A 16453-nucleotide genomic window follows, 5' to 3' on the forward strand; every position below is an offset into this window, starting at 1 on the left:
GTTGTTATTTAAACGGGTTTTCCCTTTGATCTTTTCGGATTTACTCAACTGTGCCGTAGAAAAATTTTACTTTTTTGAGAAGTTCTTTAAGATTATAAACAAAATAGGATATATTAGGGTCGCCGAATGAAAAGATATCTGACCCTGACAGTCCTTTTGCTTTTATGCGTGGTTTTTGCCGGAACGGCCCATGCGCGTAAAACGCGGCATACGCACAAGATCGGGGTTAAAGCGCCGGTATTCCACCTGAATGGCGCTACCGACACGATATCATCCTACAATCTGCTATACTTTGCACAGTCGCTGATAGGCACGCCTTACCGCGAGGGGGCATCTGATCCGCAGCGGGGTTTCGATTGCTCGGGTTTTGTGAGCTATGTATTCAAAAGCTTTGATGCCGATGTGCCTCGCTCTTCGGGCGATTATGCAAACATCGGCAGGGAAATCAGTATCGAAGATGCCCGACAGGGCGATATCATCCTTTTTAAAGGAACAAAAAGCTATCACCCGCACTCCATAGGGCATGTGGCGATAGTGTACAGCAATGAAGGCGGTAAGCTTACGTTCATCCATTCAACCTCGGGCAAGGAGAACGGCGTTACCATAACAACTATGGACGGAACCTATAAACGCCGCTTTGTGAAAGTAGTGCGGCTGCTGAGGGAAAATGATATTTTCCAAGCCCAGGCGAACTGATCTTCTTCAATTTCATCCCGTATCAATCGTCTTAAAAACCAACCATCTTCCGCACTTTCCGACTTATGCGGACTTTCGGACTAAAAACATATATTTGCCCTATAATTCTCAAGGGGTGCCTTGCTTTGAGCGATCAAACTGAAAGACAGGCTGAGATCAAACCCATTGTTTAAGTACTAAGTCCTGAGTCGAAAGTCTTAAGTCCGCATTAAGGACCAATGACTAACGACCAACGACCAATGACTCAAACATACACCTGATCCGGGTAATGCCGGCGTAGGGAGAGGTAAAAAGTTAAGTGTACTGCGCATTCAACCCTGGTGTGCAGATGGTTTAACAAATTTTATTAATTCACATTTTGAAAAATTTATTAGCGGCGTTCATCGCCCTGCTGCTGCCTGTCCTGGCAACGGCCCAGCTTTCCGTTTCGGGGAAAGTTACCGATCAGCAAACCGGCTCAGCGTTGCCGGGAGCGACCATTACCATCAATCCAACCGCCAATTCCGTTACCGACGCCGGGGGCAATTATCGCCTAAGTATTGCAAAAAGCGGTTCCTATCAATTCAAGGTTAGCTATCTCGGCTATCAAACCATCGAAAAAAGTGTTTTATTGAAAGGCGACACCACCATCAATTTCAAATTGGCTACCGCCAGCATTATGACTGAAGAGGTTACCGTGAGCGCTACCAGGGCATCCAACAATTCGCCAACTGCCTTCACTAATCTCACTAAAAAAGACATCGACAAAAATAACTCCGGTCGTGGGTTTGAGTACCTGCTGGAACAAACACCATCGACGGTGGTCACGTCAAATGCCGGTGCAGGCGTGGGTTATACGAGCATCCGTATCCGTGGGTCTGACGCCACAAGAACCAATGTAACGGTGAACGGTATTCCGTTGAATGATGCCGAGGACCAGGGCGTGTACTTTGTCGACTTGCCAGATTTGGCCTCGTCTGTGGATAATATCCAGGTGCAGCGCGGCGTGGGTACATCCACCAATGGGGCAGGAGCTTTTGGCGCCAGTATCAATATCCAGACCACTACCAGACGCGATACGGCGTATGCCGAACTGAATAATTCGGCCGGATCATACGGCACCATAAAAAACACGGTTAACCTGGGCACCGGCCTGCTTGGCGGGCATTTCAGCGTAGACGGCCGTTTATCGCGGATGAACTCGGACGGCTATATCGACCGTGCATCGTCACGTCTTAAATCATTCTTTTTGAGTGGGGCCTATTATGGCAAAAGCAGCGTACTGCGCCTGAATGTATTCTCGGGTTATGAGAAAACCTACCAGGCCTGGGACGGCGTGCCCGAAGACAGCGTTAAGAGTGGCAACCGCCGGTATAACGAGTTGGGCTACATCAATTCGAGCAATAGTTACTACAAGAACCAGACGGATAACTATACGCAGAATTATTACCAGTTGCTTTATGACCGGCAGATCAGCAGTACATTGTCGTTCAGCGGGGCCTTGCATTACACTAAGGGGGATGGTTACTACGAGGAGTATAAAAACCAACAGGCCTTAGCAGATTACGGCATAGCCCCGGTGGTTATCGGAGGCACTACTGTTGATGAGACGGACCTGGTGCGCCGCCTGTGGCTGAGCAATGATTTTTACGGCCTTACTTACAATTTTAATTACAGGGCTAATAACGACCTGGGGTTAACGCTGGGTGGCGCTTATAACGAGTACAAAGGCAGGCATTACAACAACATCGAATGGACGCAGGAGAGCACGAATATCCCGCCTGATTATGAATATTCGCGTAATAATGCGAAGAAAACAGACTTCAATATTTTTGCCCGGGCAGAATATAAGCTGGGAGATGTATTGCTTTACGGCGACGTTCAATACCGTCATATCTATTATTCTTTTTTAGGTTTCGACCAAAACCTGAACAATGTGCAGCAGGCTGTAGGTTTGAACTTTTTCAATCCCAAAGCAGGTATAACTTATAACCTGAACGATCACAGCAATGTATATGCGTCTGTAGCTGTAGGCAACCATGAACCTAACCGCAGCGATTTTGTTAACTCATCGCCGCAAAGCCGCCCGAAGCCGGAAAACCTGAAAGATATTGAGGCGGGGTACCGCTTTGGGCAGCCGGGTTTCAGCATTAACGTGAATGGATTTTACATGCTGTACAAAAACCAGCTGGTACTTACCGGTGCGCTCGACGATGTGGGCGAAGCTATACGCACCAATATTAAAGACAGCTACCGCACGGGTGTGGAAGTAAGCTCGCGCGTGAAAATTGCAGAACCTTTGAGCTGGTATGCTACCGCTACCTTAAGCACTAATAAACTAAAAAACTTTAAGCGGTTTTTGCAGAACTATGATTCCGGCGGCGTAGACGAAACCGACTACAAGAAAACGAACATCGCGTATTCTCCGGCCCTTACCGGGTCGAGCACCATCAGCTATCATCCTTTAAAAAATGCGGAGATCGCCTTTGTGACAAAATATGTAAGCCGGCAGTATTTGGATAATACATCGACCCTAAGCAGGTCGCTGGATGCTTATTTGGTGAATGATGTTCGCCTTAATTATACTTTCAAAATAAAAGGTATCAAAGAGATTGGCGCGGGCTTGCTGGTGAATAATATCTTCAGCAAAAAATATCAGTCGGATGGAGCCACGTACCCGGATATTGAGGGCGGTACGGTGGTTAATTATAACTACTACTTCCCGCAAGCCCCGGCTAATTTTCTGGTGTCGCTGAATTTAAAGTTTTGATAGGGGGGAGTCGCTCGGTGAGGTGACTCACCCGGTCGACGCTTCGCTGGACCACCCTCTCTATCGCGGACGATAAAGAGGGCCTTTTTGTTTTTTTTGATTTAGAATACCGTCTCTATTCGCTGCGTAGAGACAGAATAAATTGAGAAAAGGATAATCCAACCCTCTTTGCGCCGAAGGCGGAGAGAGGGTCGGGTGAGTCCAAGTGGTCCATTCACTCCCCACCGTTCTGCGGCCAGCAATAAAGAGAGTCTTTGTTTAATTAATGTTTAAGAATAAAGGAAGATCAATGGCAAAATAAAAGCCCCCTCACACTTGCTGTTTGGGGGCTTTCAACCTAAACCTTATCACAATTAAACTGGTAGGATACCAGTTCAGATACTATAACGCAATTACTATACCATAATTATCTTTTGCTTTATTTTTTTGTTTACTGATTATTTATTGGGCTTTAGCGCTATTCAATGTCCATTTTTTAGTGTTTATTTTTGGTGACATAGTGTTCCATTTCCTATACACTTTCGCAAATTTTAAACCTGTTTTGATAGTTTTTTGCGACGAAAATAGGCATCCGTAAGAAACAGGGCCAGTATAACATCAAATACAAAGAATACCTTCAATATAACAGACCCATTCAGGTAATTTTTAAATCCTGAAAAATCTAAGCCTTGTGGCAGCTTAATATTATCTGTCAGTGGTTTTGACAAATTGGCATGGCTAACCGGCACAGAGGCAAATAGATAGATCACCAGCAGCGTGATAGTAACAATAAAGAACCCGCCGATGAATTTGATAATGTTTTTATTGATACCCGCCTTGAGCGGCTGCAGGGCGTGTTCGGCACGAATGCCTTCCATCACTTTATAAGTGAACCCCATGGACGGTTCCTCCATTTCCATTTTGACCAGCTGCTGGTCAAAGTTCAGCAACTCCTCAAACTTAAGCCGGTAAGCCGCATCCTGTTCGATCAGCATATCAATAGCTTTGCGTTCCTCGTCCGAACAGGTACCATCGATATAGTTCCAAAGTCGTTCTTCTATCGTGTTCATATCAACTCCTTTACTTCTCCTTTTAAATTCTTCTCCAGCTTTTCTTTAAGCCGCTGGCGGGCCCTGAATAATTTTACTTTTACGGTGTTGGCTTCCATCCCGACTGCCTGGCCTATTTCTTCCAGCGACTGTTCGCCCATGTAAAACAGGGTGATGATCGTCGCATCATCCGGCAGCAACTGCCCTATGGCCTGGTTCAAATAGTACGATCGCGACTTCGTCTCGGCCATATCGTTGTTCAGCCCCGACGAATGATTTTCAAGCTGAATATAAGTATTCTCATCGTCGATCGAATCGGTGTCCACTCTTTTCTTACGCAGGAAGGTCATGGCAGTAGTGTAAACGATACTATACAGCCAGGTACTGAACTTCGATTGCTTTTGAAAAGATGCCAATGAACGGTATGCCTTTATAAAACAATCCTGCGCTATCTCCTCTGCGTCCTCGCGGCTTTTACTGAAACGCATGGCAAGCGTAAAAACAAAACGCTGGTGACGCTTTACCAGGTCGGCATAAGCTGCCTGGTTACCCGCCAGGGTTTGTTCTATTAAATCAATATCCGAAAGCTTGCTTTGCATTTACAACATCTCTGACTACTATTCGCGTGCACGGGTTACAGCTTTATGTAAAGATAGCTAAATTTAGTTTGCAGTTTTTAGTTTGCAGTTGGCATATTTACTAGTTTGCAGTCTTGGTTTGCCGTTGGCGCCTTGATTTTAGTTTGTAATTTTGAGTTAGCAATCGGCATTAATTAAAGTTAAAGGCCATACTGCAAACTTAAAACAGCCTACTGCAAACTTTTTTAAAAAAAGAGTGTAACCTGCCGAAAAACCATGTCGTCATAGCTTACAAATACACCAAAAGGGTGGTTTGAAAGAGAAAAAAATACTAACTTAAAAAAATTAAACATCATGGAAAATATGGACACCGCGAACCTTGGCATCATGTGCGGAATTATTATTTCGCTCGGCTTCTTCGCAATGATATTCGGAATAGTTTACCTGTATAAACGCGAAAGAATGGCAATGATAGAACGCGGCATGGACCCCCGGAGGTACAAGCCACAGTCAGCCCCTTACCCGACTTTAAAATGGGGCATGTTGCTTATTGGCGCAGGCTCGGGATTATTCCTTGCATTCCTGCTGGACAGGCTGGCCTTTAAAACCGATTATTACGACGGCAATCCGGCTATCTACTTTTCAATGATAGCGATATGCGGTGGCCTGGGTTTGTTCGCTTCATACCGCATCGAAAAAAAAGAAACAGATAAAATATCTGATCAGTAATAAAGGGTAAAAGCAGAAAGGTGAAAGGGTAAAGGTTCTGGCTAGTGGTCAGGGCCTTTACCCTTTCGCCTTTATCCTTTCGCCTTTATCCTTTCGTCCTTAACCTCGTTTAAAGGTATCGTTCCCTGATCAAATTCAGATGATGCAGCTCATGTCCCACCGTCATATAAACCAGGGCTCTTACTGTTACCGGGTGGTTGCTGGCAATGCCAACCCGCAATAGCTGTTCTTCGGTAAAAGCTTTGAACAGATGGAGGTTTGACGCGCGTACCAGCCTGAACTCTTCAGCCAGTTCGCGGATAGCGCGGCTATTGAAATCGGTATTGCTCATGTAAATATCCTGGTCGAAACCCGGAAGTTCGGTGCTGTCGCGCGAAAAAACAAAAGCACGGTAGGCAAATGTACGCTCGGTATCTATCATGTGACCCAGTACCTGTTTCAGCGTCCATTTACCTTCAGCGTAGGCATGCATGGCAAGTTGTTCGCTCATGCTGCTGAACATTTTATAGGTCGAGTCTTTTAAAGTCTCCATCAACTCCAGTACGTCGGTGGTATGCACCAGGCTAACGTAGGTATTGGCGAACGGCGCGTACTCGCCGGGTTGCGGTTTATGTATCATCTTTAATGCTTTTTAATACGATCCTGAATGTAGTGCCCTTGCCCAGTTCGGAGTCTTTGACAAATATCTGGCCCCTGTGGTAATTCTCCACCATGCGGCGCGTAAGCGACAGGCCAAGCCCCCAACCCCGTTTACGCGTGGTGTAGCCCGGCTGAAAAACGGTCTCAAATTTAGACCTCGGTATACCCTTGCCGCTGTCGGTTACATCGATATACACCTGGTTGCGTGTTTTACTGCCCGAAATGTCCACTTTGATACTACCGGCATTTTCAATCGCATTCACGGCATTCTTCAAAAGGTTTTCTATCACCCAATCAAACAGGGGAATATTAAGCCCCGCCCTTAAGTTGCGATTGCCCGAAATTTCAAAGCTGATCTTATTGCTTACCCTTACTTTAAAATAATCGACAAAATCCTTTACCACATCGTACACGCTGTGCCCCTCCAGAACCGGTTGCGAACCGATCTTTGAAAAACGGTCGGCTACTATCTCGAGGCGCTGGATATCGTTTTCCATTTCGGCTATCAGGGGATCGTCCTCGGCATTGAATTTTTCCTTCATCAGTTCGGTCCATGCCATCAGCGACGAGATAGGCGTACCCAGCTGGTGTGCGGTCTCCTTGGCGAGCCCCACCCACACCTGGTTCTGTTCGGATTTGCGCGAAGTGTTAAATGCGGTATAGGCCACCAGCAGGAAAATGGCAATGACCGAAAGCTGCACGTAAGGGAATATTTTGAGCTGTGTAAGCACGAACGAATCGTGGTAGTAAACATACCAGTCGTTACCGAAAACCTTAAGGCTTATCGGCTCATGCTCCGATTTCATTGCGTCCAGTTCGCCCTGGAAATAAGCCGGGTCGTATTTTTTTGCGTTTTTTACGCCTGGTGCAGGTGGAAGTTTAATATAAGTTTTGGTTGAATCGAGCCCCTTGGTGGTAATAATGTCGCCCTGCCTGTCAACGATCATTGCCGGAACGCTAAGACTATCGCGAACGGTGAATACATAGTTCAGGAAATCGTTATCGTCCGATGCTGTGATCTGCTTCATGCTAAGCGCCCACATTTCGGCGCGGGTACGTTCTGATTTTTTGATGTTTTTAACCAGGTAGCCCGTATAAAGCAGCGAGCCGAAAGCAATTACGAGGGCAAAAGCCAGTAAGAAGTATTTCCAGAGTCGTTGCTGCGCGTAGGGGTTCATGGGTCAGTCCGGAAGTCGGGAAGTCAGCCAAAGTCCGAAAGTCTAAATATCTAAATTCTATCCAAATTAAGCGAAAAGTTGTGATAAGTGCGAAGATTGGGCGTGGTTCTTTTACCCACTCTGTCTCCTTCGTCGACATCTCTCCCTAAATTTAGGGAGAGAGCTGGTTGGTTGTGGTTTCGGTTTAAAAACCCCTCCCCTGGAAACAGGGGAGGCCGGGAGGGGTAAAATAACGTTGTTTTACCCACTCTGTCTCCTACGTCGACATCTCTCCCTAAATTTAGGGAGAGAGCGGTTGACTATTAAAACTCCTCCCCTGGAATCATGGGATGCCGGGAGGGGTAAATTCAGGCAATCAGGTAAAACATGATCTTTTCCATAACCTTATTAGCATCATTTTCGACCTCATCATTGGTAAAGCGAAGGATGTTAAATCCTAATTCGTTCATTACCAAATCGCGGTTGGCATCATAGTCCTTTCTTAATAAATGAATTGGCCCGTCTACTTCTATCACAAGCCTAAGCCGGGCACAATAAAAGTCGGCGATGTAAAAAGCTTTCCTTCCTGCGACATTAGGCACGAATATTGGAAATTGTCTCAGAAATTTCTCGCCTCCGGCGGTACGCTTTCTTAGTTCTTTCCATAGTAATTTTTCGGCAATTGTTGGGTTATTCCGAAGCCGGCGGCATAAGTCAGTGATAGGGTTCATAAACGAAAATTATAAAAAATTCCTGATGTACTGCTATAACATTATCGTTTTTACCCACTCTGTCTCCTTCGTCGACATCTCTCCCTAAATTTAGGGAGAGAGAGTTTTTTGTCTATTAAAACTCCTCCCCTGGAATCAGGGGAGGCCGGGAGGGGTAAAAGAACATTCTTTTACCCACTCTGTCTCCTACGTCGACATCTCTGCCTAAATTTAGGGAGAGACCGGTTTTTTACTATTAAACTCTTCCCCTGTTTCCAGGGGATGCCGGGAGGGGTAAACCTTTCGGACTTCCCGACTAAAAAAGTACCTTTGCATCCACATGTCAGCTAAAAAAGTAAGAGTAAGGTTTGCGCCCAGCCCTACGGGCGGTTTGCATTTGGGCGGTGTACGCACGGTATTGTTCAACTACCTGTTCGCCAAAAAACATGGCGGCGATTTTGTATTGCGTATCGAAGATACCGATCAAAGCCGTTACGTGCCCGGCGCCGAGGACTATATTATGGAGTGCCTTAACTGGTGCGGACTTATCCCCGACGAAAGCCCCGTGGCAGGCGGCCATTACGCCCCCTACCGCCAAAGCGAACGCAAAGTCATTTACCGCGAATATGCCGAGCGCCTGGTAATGCAGGGGCACGCTTATTATGCCTTTGATACGCCTGAGGAACTGGACCGCAACCGTAAAGAGATACCTAATTTTCAGTACGGGCATGCTTATCGCGATACTTTGCGCAACTCGTTAACGTTGTCGCAAACGCAGGTAGACCAGTTGCTGAAAGACGGCGAGCCGCATGTGATCCGCATAAAAATGCCAGAGGAGGAGACCGTTTATTTTGACGATATGATACGCGGGCATGTAAGCTTCAACACCGGCGAAAGCGACGACAAGGTATTGCTGAAGGCCGATGGTATGCCCACCTACCACCTGGCTGTAGTGGTTGATGATTACCTGATGGATATTACCCATGCTTTTCGTGGCGAGGAATGGCTGCCTTCGGCGCCGGTTCATTTGCTGCTGTGGGAGTATCTGGGTTGGAAAGACGCCATGCCGCAATGGGCGCACCTGCCCCTGATATTAAAACCCGACGGCCACGGCAAGCTGAGCAAGCGCGACGGCGCACGGCTGGGTTTCCCGGTATATGCCATGAACTGGTTCGACGAAAAGACAGGCGAGATGACACCCGGTTTCCGCGAGCTTGGCTTTTTGCCCGAAGCTTTCCTGAACCTGCTGGTGATGCTGGGCTGGAACGACGGGAGCAACGACGAGATATTTTCGCTGGATGAAATGGTGCAAAAGTTCTCTATCGACCGTGTAAATAAAGGCGGGGCGAAATTCGATTTTGAGAAAGCGAAATGGTTCAATAGCGAATGGATAAAAAGGTCGGAAGCCGGACGTCTGAAGTCTGAAGTTAAAAAAATATTAGAAGAAAAGGGTGTTGTTGTGACCGACGATGCCTTGCTGCTAAAGGTAATAGACCTGGTGAAGGAGCGCTGTACGCTGCTGCCGGATTTTTACCAGCAGTCGGCGTACTTTTTTGAGCAGCCTAAGGAATATGACCTTGCCGCCGTTAAACCGAAATGGACTGACGCCAAAACCACTTTTTTTGAAGGTTTTATGACCATGCTGGGCAATACGGAAAGGCTTGCCGGCGAAGAACTGGAACAATCGTTCAAAGCATTGGCCGAAGAACACGGCATTAAAGCCGGCGAACTGATGCTGCCCTTCCGTATTATGCTGGTTGGGGGCAAATTCGGGCCGCATGTGTTTGATATCGCTGCATTGCTGGGCAAACAGGAAACCATTGCCCGCATAGAAAAAGCGCTGGCCGCATTTTCAAATTAGGATAAAATCTTAACCTTCGCTACACAAAAAGCTGACGTATAGGTATGTAATCTTATTTTTACTTGTGTGCAATGGCTATTAGCGTATCTTTGCAAGTGGTTAAAACCAGGCGCCTTTGAAACAATTTGCTTAATCCTTTGTTTTTGGGGCGACAGAAATACAGATAGCTATGCAAAGGTTTGGAAAAAGAAGTGGCGGGAAAGAGAAACCCAATAAAAACCAGGATCACAAAATTGAAAAACGCCGGGCATTTGCCCTCGTGGGTAGCTTCGCAGGTTTATTGCTGCTGGCAATTTATTTGATAGCAGCCGCCTACCCAACCAGTTTGTTCAGTGCAAGCCACAATTCCGGGAACGCCAATACAGAGACCGAACGCATAACTGCGCTAAAAGCCGAAATAGCCGCCGATCCGTTCAAAAGATCGAGCGAGCAGCTTATTGCCGGTAATAACGAGGTGATGGCCCGCCTGTTCAAAAAGATGGGTAAAAAATATACCGCGCCTTCCCTGCAGTTTTTTGAGGATACTATAACGTCGGTAGAGTGCGGCGCCGCGCTGCCATCCGCAGGTTTGTTTTACTGCCCCGACAGCAAGGAAATGTTCATCGACCTTTCTTTTTTTAAAGCAGTGAAAAAAACACACCCGCTTTTTACCGACATAGCCCAGTATTATACCATTGCCCACCAAACGGGGCACCACATAGAACAGTTGCTGGGCATAACCGACAAAGTTGAGGACCAGCGCAACAGCCTGAGTAACGACGAATACCAAAAGCTGCTTTACAAACAGGAATTGCTGGCCGACTATTATGCCGGAGTACTTATGCATTATGCCTGGAAGAAAGGCATGGAAAGCGGCGATGCCGAACTGGCCATTATACAGGCTACCGAAGTTAGCGACAACCTGGACAAAAAGGACGACGTGAACGTGATTGATACCTACCACTATGCCGACATCAGCGAACGGGCCAACCAGCTTTATAAAGGCTACCGCAGCGGCAACCTTGAGCAAGGCGAAAGCGACGTGTTTACCGCGGCTGAGCTTAAGTGAGTCTTAAGGAGGCCGGAAGTCTGCAATCAGAGGTAGGCATTTAAAAAAGACTTAGGGCCTTCAAAAACTCCTGTCACTTACCATCTTTAAATGCTGTTTTAATTTAATGACAACTGTCATCGCCGGCTGTGCCCGCCGTCATTTTAGTTGCCTGTGCCGCGGATAATTTTGCGCCATAAATTAAAACAAAACACGCATGAAAAAGCTATTCTTATCCGTACTTGCATTATCAATTTTTACCGGTTTAACCTGCGCCGCTCAAGATAAGGGCGAATTTGACATACGCCTTCGCGGTGTTGCCGTTGTACCACAGGAAAGCGCCACCATCGGCGTTATCGGCGGCAATGTCAATATCAACAATTCCTTTATCCCCGAGCTTGATTTTACCTGGTTTTTCGCCAAAAACTTTTCGGCCGAACTGATATTGGGTACTACCCGGCATTCGGTAAGCACCGTCGGTTCCAATCTTTCGCCCATAGGGGGGCCTTCGTCGGCCAATGTAAACCTGGGCAAGGTATGGCTGTTGCCGCCAACCTTAACCCTGCAATACCATGTGCCCACCGGTACCGCGTTTAAACCCTACCTGGGCGCCGGCGTAAATTACACCATATTTTACGGTGTCGATAACGGCCCTACCGTAAGCAAGGTAAGCTATAAAGACAAATTTGCATTTGCCGTACAGGGCGGGTTCGACTTTGATGTAAGCAAGAAAGTGTTCATCAACGTCGACGTTAAAAAGGTATTCCTGTCTACCGACGTAACCGTTAACGCCGCCAACCTTACACCGGCCGAAAACCCCGAACTGGCACCCGTATTAGCTAATATTCCCGCCGCCGTAAAAATTAACCCCTGGTTACTGGGTGTTGGCGTAGGCTACAGGTTTAAATAGCTAATTTTTTACCCCTCATGTTAAGGCCCCGCCCGTTTAAGGCGGGGTTTTTTATTGGGGAGCGCCGTCCCTTTATGTAAAAAAAGCTGTCATACTGAAGCTTCCGGAATGTGCGCGTGTAAGGGCTGCCTGCCATGTTTAGGGAGCATTACAGGCCAATTAGATTCGTAACTTTGCCCTATGGCCGATGTGCACAGTAAGGAAACCCGCAGTTACAATATGTCGCGGATACGGAGTAAGAATACGAAGCCGGAAATGCTGGTGCGCAAGTTTCTGCATAAAAATGGTTTCCGCTACCGGCTGCATTTGAAAACTCTGCCCGGTAAACCTGACATTGTGTTGCCCAAATACAAAACCGTGATTTTTATACATGGGTGTTTTTGGCATGGGCATGCGGGGTGTAAATATTACGTGGTACCAAAAACCCGAACTGAATGGTGGGTGCATAAAATTGGCACCAATATTTCCAATGATGCCAATGCCGAAAAAGCATTGACCGAGGCTGGCTGGAAAATCATTAAAATTTGGGAATGCCAGTTGAAAAAAACTGAACTTGAAGCGACCCTTTCCTTATTAACATCGTCATTTCCCCGTTAGTAACTTTTAATAAAGTTAACTTATATCCGATTGACTTATAGTCGAATACGCGATAGCTTTCCCTTATGGATATTCGTAAGAGAATTGGGCTGCGCATCAAGGAATACCGCACAAATTTAAAACTCACACAGGAAGCATTAGCCTTTAAGGCAGAGGTAGATAAGACTTATTTAAACGAGGTTGAGAACGGAAAAAGAAATGTTTCTGTGATTAATCTTGAGAAAATAATCTATGCTCTCGAAGTAACTATACGGGACTTCTTCAATAGCGAAGCATTTAATGGAGGAATCAGCTGATGGAGACCTTAACATTAAAAGCTAGAGCGTCAAAAGCCAAAACATCTATCGTTCCGGATGAGTTTGATTCAGCCATTTTATCGCATTATGTGGTTACCAAAAACCCGATATATAAGGAGCGTGCTTATGAAATTGTAGAAAATAGTTCAAGCACATTCAATGAACCTGAAGTCTTATATCAAGCGGTACAAAAAGAACTATTTGAGGCGACAGACATCCCTTTTCCAGGGCCCAAACCAGGTACAGAGAAATTTACCTTTATAGATTTATTTGCTGGCATCGGTGGCTTTAGACTAGCCCTGCAAAACCTGGGAGGCTTATGTGTTTATACTTCTGAATATGACAAATATGCTCAGAAAACCTATTTCGCAAATTATGGTGAAACGCCATTTGGCGATATTACTAAAGATGAGGTAAAGGCATTCATACCCAAAAAGTTTGATATCCTATGTGGTGGGTTCCCATGTCAACCGTTTTCAATAGCTGGTGTTTCAAAGAAAAATAGTCTTGGCAGGAAACATGGCTTCGAAGATGAAAAACAGGGTAATTTGTTTTTCCATGTTGCTGAAATTATTCAGCAACACCGTCCAAAAGCATTTTTCCTTGAAAATGTGAAGAATCTGGTATCTCATGATAAGGGCAACACATTTAGAATCATTAAAGAGACTTTATTGGAATTAGGGTATTCCTTTGATTATCGAGTATTAAATGGGAAGCATTTTGTTCCTCAGCATAGAGAAAGGACAATCATTGTTGGCTTTGACAAACAGGTCTTCGGAGAAAATATGAAATTTGATTTTGACTTAGTAAAGCTACCCGAAGCCAATCATCAAATCAAATCCATACTAAAAAAAGAAGTTGATCCGAAATACACCTTGTCAGATCATCTTTGGAATTACCTTCAAAATTATGCAAAAAAACACAAAGAAAAAGGCAACGGATTTGGTTTTGGATTGGTAAATCTTGAAGGCATAAGCAGGACAATGAGCGCCCGTTATTATAAAGATGGTGCGGAAATACTTATCCCACAAAATGGCTCGGCACCGAGAAGATTAACACCAGACGAGGCGGCGGCATTACAAGGCTATCCGGTAAATAAGGGAAGAAAGAGTTTTAGAATTCCGGTTTCTGATAATCAGGCATATAAGCAGTTTGGAAACTCTGTCGTAACGCCTTTGATACAAGCTGTAGGGGCAGAAATTGCCGACATATTGACGACTTATCAAAAATAAAATGGCAAACTCCCTTTCAAAATATTTTACTGGCGTAACTGCTAAAAGATTAAAATTGGTAGAGATAAAACCGAAAGGGAAATCTAATCAGCACGAAATAAATGGGACTGTAGCCGTAAGGAATTTTTTGGGGGAGGCCAGGACCAGTTTCAATGGTAAGTTCATTTATTTAAGTGATGATGAAGATGATGCAGTTTATAATGAGATTTCATTCACATGGTACGATTCCAGAGAGAACGTCGACCATAGAGGACCAGAACATCGGCTTTACTATCAAACAAATGATGCAATAAATTCTGCCGAGGTAGGAGACTTAATAATAATCGGCAAAACCTTAACCAATGAATTAATAGCAATAATTGCTAAACAAGATTCTACTGCGGAAAAGCAATTACTATGGTTATTTGATCTGCAGGAAGTAAAGAATAAATTTATTGTTAAAGACCTATCACACGAAACTACGGAGCTAGGGTTCTCAGCGAAGTATATCATTTCGTCTTTGGGCTTCGAAACTGAAGTCGTACGAACTGATTTGATAGAAGAGTTACTTAAGGTTTTCAAAGGAATATTTCCTTCTACAAAAGAGTTCTCGAAATATGCAAGATCAACTGTAACAGGTGTATCTCCTGTTGAAGAGCCTGATAAAACCCTTGTGGCTTGGATGGAACGAGAGATGCTATTTTTTAAAGCAATAGAAAGTATTCAGGTTAAAAAACAACTTGGTGATGGATTTGGTGCCGATGGCTTAGATGTAGATTTATTTATTAGTTATTCACTGGGCGTACAAAATAGACGAAAAGCAAGAGCTGGAGCTGCATTCGAAAATAATTTGGCCACCATATTTAGTGAAAATCAAATTCGTTATTCAAATGGTAAGGTTTCCGAACGGAATAATAAACCTGACTTTATTTTTCCAAGCATTGAAGATTATCATAACGTCAATTTTAATGTCGGATTGTTATCGATGCTCGGTTTAAAAACGACAGCTAAAGATCGTTGGAGGCAAATATTACCAGAAGCAGATAAAATCCCAAACAAGAACTTAATAACGTTGGAGCCTTCAATTAGTAAAAATCAGACAAATGAAATGATTGCGAGGAATGTTCAATTGGTGATACCAACACCCATAATTCCGACATATACCGCTGATCAACAGAAAAATATAATAAGTCTATCAGATTTTATAAAACACGTAGCAAGTAAGCAAGCGATGATATAGGCATTTAGCCTAACGAATCAGCATTTCCCATTACACCGCTCCCGCGAGTTTAGCGTAGCGTAACTCGTGGTTGTAATAGGGAAAGCTTTCAGCTTTCGTCAGTTGAAAACTGACATTAAAAGAACCAAAAGCTGCAAGCTTGCGGTAGCGATTAGCACTTTTTTAAGTAAATTCGAATATGCCAGCCGAAAAGACCCTAAAAGAAGCATCACAGCTATTCCATAACCTCATTAAGGTATCCGTATCGCCTAAAGCGACTGGAGCGGTTGCACCTAAAAAGCAAGAAGCTGAACTAAAGCCGAAACATAAAAATTAACGCTATGGGATTAATCGATGACATATTGCCTAAACGGCGCGAATCGATTCTTTACAATTCTTCCCAACAGGTCAGAGACGACGTAGACAGGAAAGAAAAGATTGAACGTGAAGAAATTTCCATTAAACTTCAAGTTGATTTGACTAAGCGAGTTAAAGATTTAGAATCAACGCTCAAGAAACAAAGAGAAATTGACAGGCAAGAAAGTGCTAAGGAAAGGGAGTTAGACTATTTTCAACGGCAGGAAGAACGACGAAAAGATAAATGGTTTACTGGTATACTATTGGTGATAGGAGCTATACTTGGCGGTTTGGTCGTAAAACTGCTTGATATTTTTTTTAAATAAGCTGTGATCTAACACGTACATAGTCTCTTGACAACACCAACACCGCCCTAATTTTGAAACGCGACGGGGTTGCTTCGTCGTTCTTTCCCGCAATGACACTTGTGGGCAGGCAGCGTTAAGGATTGGAGTGAAAAGCCCACAGCGCAGCGAGGACTTGTAACGGAAAGCCTGACCCGACCCTTCGACGGGCTCGGGGTGACAAGGGGAGGGTAACGCCCAAATCATCCACCCACCCCGTGAAACCCTCCTGAAAATACCGTTAAAACACCCGGAACCATTTAACAGTAAATGGGTCGCGTACCTTAGTGTATCCGTTTTAAAGAAACATCTGTTCAGTTTATATCGTTTTTCCACGTATGACCA

The 16453-nt window shown here is 44.9% G+C and carries 16 protein-coding genes; 11 read left to right on the forward strand and 5 right to left on the reverse strand.

Annotated elements, in window-relative coordinates; translation table 11 throughout:
- Nucleotides 1-126 precede the first annotated feature (126 nt).
- Nucleotides 127-696 (forward strand): C40 family peptidase, encoded by a 570-nt coding sequence (locus VL525_RS15835; RefSeq protein ID WP_325388011.1) that lies wholly within the window; start codon nucleotides 127-129, stop codon nucleotides 694-696.
- 358 nt (nucleotides 697-1054) lie between these two features.
- Nucleotides 1055-3445, forward strand: coding sequence for a TonB-dependent receptor (locus VL525_RS15840; RefSeq protein WP_325388012.1), 2391 nt, complete (start codon nucleotides 1055-1057; stop codon nucleotides 3443-3445).
- Nucleotides 3446-3975: 530 nt separating this feature from the next.
- On the opposite strand, the gene VL525_RS15845 is transcribed toward VL525_RS15840, so the two are convergent.
- Nucleotides 3976-4494 (reverse strand): hypothetical protein, encoded by a 519-nt coding sequence (locus VL525_RS15845; RefSeq protein ID WP_325388013.1) that lies wholly within the window; start codon nucleotides 4492-4494, stop codon nucleotides 3976-3978.
- Complete coding sequence (locus VL525_RS15850; protein ID WP_325388014.1) at nucleotides 4491-5072, reverse strand: RNA polymerase sigma factor; 582 nt, start codon at nucleotides 5070-5072, stop codon at nucleotides 4491-4493. The genes VL525_RS15845 and VL525_RS15850 overlap by 4 nt, the downstream gene beginning before the upstream one ends.
- Nucleotides 5073-5405: 333 nt before the next feature.
- Here VL525_RS15850 and VL525_RS15855 point away from each other — a divergent pair, with 333 nt between their 5' ends.
- Nucleotides 5406-5780, forward strand: coding sequence for a DUF6249 domain-containing protein (locus VL525_RS15855; protein WP_325388015.1), 375 nt, complete (start codon nucleotides 5406-5408; stop codon nucleotides 5778-5780).
- 109 nt (nucleotides 5781-5889) lie between these two features.
- Here VL525_RS15855 and VL525_RS15860 read toward each other — a convergent pair whose 3' ends face one another.
- From VL525_RS15860 to VL525_RS15870, 3 genes are all read right to left on the reverse strand, one after another.
- Nucleotides 5890-6399 carry a DinB family protein gene (locus tag VL525_RS15860; protein WP_325388016.1) on the reverse strand — a complete coding sequence of 170 codons (510 nt, stop codon included), beginning with the start codon at nucleotides 6397-6399 and terminating at the stop codon, nucleotides 5890-5892.
- Complete coding sequence (locus tag VL525_RS15865; RefSeq protein ID WP_325388017.1) at nucleotides 6389-7597, reverse strand: HAMP domain-containing sensor histidine kinase; 1209 nt, start codon at nucleotides 7595-7597, stop codon at nucleotides 6389-6391. Before VL525_RS15865 ends, VL525_RS15860 begins: the two co-directional genes overlap by 11 nt.
- 347 nt (nucleotides 7598-7944) lie before the next feature.
- Nucleotides 7945-8307, reverse strand: coding sequence for an endonuclease domain-containing protein (locus tag VL525_RS15870; protein ID WP_325388018.1), 363 nt, complete (start codon nucleotides 8305-8307; stop codon nucleotides 7945-7947).
- Nucleotides 8308-8626: 319 nt separating this feature from the next.
- Here VL525_RS15870 and gltX point away from each other — a divergent pair, with 319 nt between their 5' ends.
- The 8 genes from gltX (at nucleotide 8627) to VL525_RS15910 (ending at nucleotide 16090) form a co-directional block, all read left to right on the forward strand.
- Nucleotides 8627-10147 carry a glutamate--tRNA ligase gene (gene gltX / locus VL525_RS15875; protein WP_325388019.1) on the forward strand — a complete coding sequence of 507 codons (1521 nt, stop codon included), beginning with the start codon at nucleotides 8627-8629 and terminating at the stop codon, nucleotides 10145-10147.
- 169 nt (nucleotides 10148-10316) lie between these two features.
- On the forward strand, nucleotides 10317-11195 hold the full coding sequence (locus VL525_RS15880; protein WP_325388020.1) for a neutral zinc metallopeptidase: 879 nt from the start codon (nucleotides 10317-10319) through the stop codon (nucleotides 11193-11195).
- Between the two features lie 196 nt (nucleotides 11196-11391).
- Entirely contained in the window at nucleotides 11392-12084 is a 693-nt protein-coding gene (locus VL525_RS15885; RefSeq protein WP_325388021.1) for an OmpW/AlkL family protein, read from the forward strand.
- A 180-nt stretch (nucleotides 12085-12264) separates the two neighbouring features.
- The gene (locus tag VL525_RS15890) at nucleotides 12265-12681 is read left to right on the forward strand and encodes a DNA mismatch endonuclease Vsr (RefSeq protein WP_325388022.1); all 417 of its coding nucleotides are present in this window, start codon (nucleotides 12265-12267) and stop codon (nucleotides 12679-12681) included.
- A gap of 65 nt (nucleotides 12682-12746) precedes the next feature.
- A complete protein-coding gene (locus VL525_RS15895; protein ID WP_325388023.1) occupies nucleotides 12747-12977 on the forward strand; it encodes a helix-turn-helix transcriptional regulator in 231 nt (76 codons plus the stop codon).
- Complete coding sequence (gene dcm / locus VL525_RS15900) at nucleotides 12977-14209, forward strand: DNA (cytosine-5-)-methyltransferase (RefSeq protein WP_325388024.1); 1233 nt, start codon at nucleotides 12977-12979, stop codon at nucleotides 14207-14209. The genes VL525_RS15895 and dcm overlap by 1 nt, the downstream gene beginning before the upstream one ends.
- Before the next feature lies 1 nt (nucleotide 14210).
- The gene (locus VL525_RS15905; protein WP_325388025.1) at nucleotides 14211-15428 is read left to right on the forward strand and encodes a type II restriction endonuclease; all 1218 of its coding nucleotides are present in this window, start codon (nucleotides 14211-14213) and stop codon (nucleotides 15426-15428) included.
- A 320-nt stretch (nucleotides 15429-15748) separates the two neighbouring features.
- Nucleotides 15749-16090, forward strand: coding sequence for a hypothetical protein (locus VL525_RS15910; RefSeq protein WP_325388026.1), 342 nt, complete (start codon nucleotides 15749-15751; stop codon nucleotides 16088-16090).
- Nucleotides 16091-16453: the final 363 nt, after the last annotated feature.

The sequence above is a fragment of the Mucilaginibacter sp. genome (genome assembly GCF_035492695.1).
GTDB lineage: Bacteria > Bacteroidota > Bacteroidia > Sphingobacteriales > Sphingobacteriaceae > Mucilaginibacter.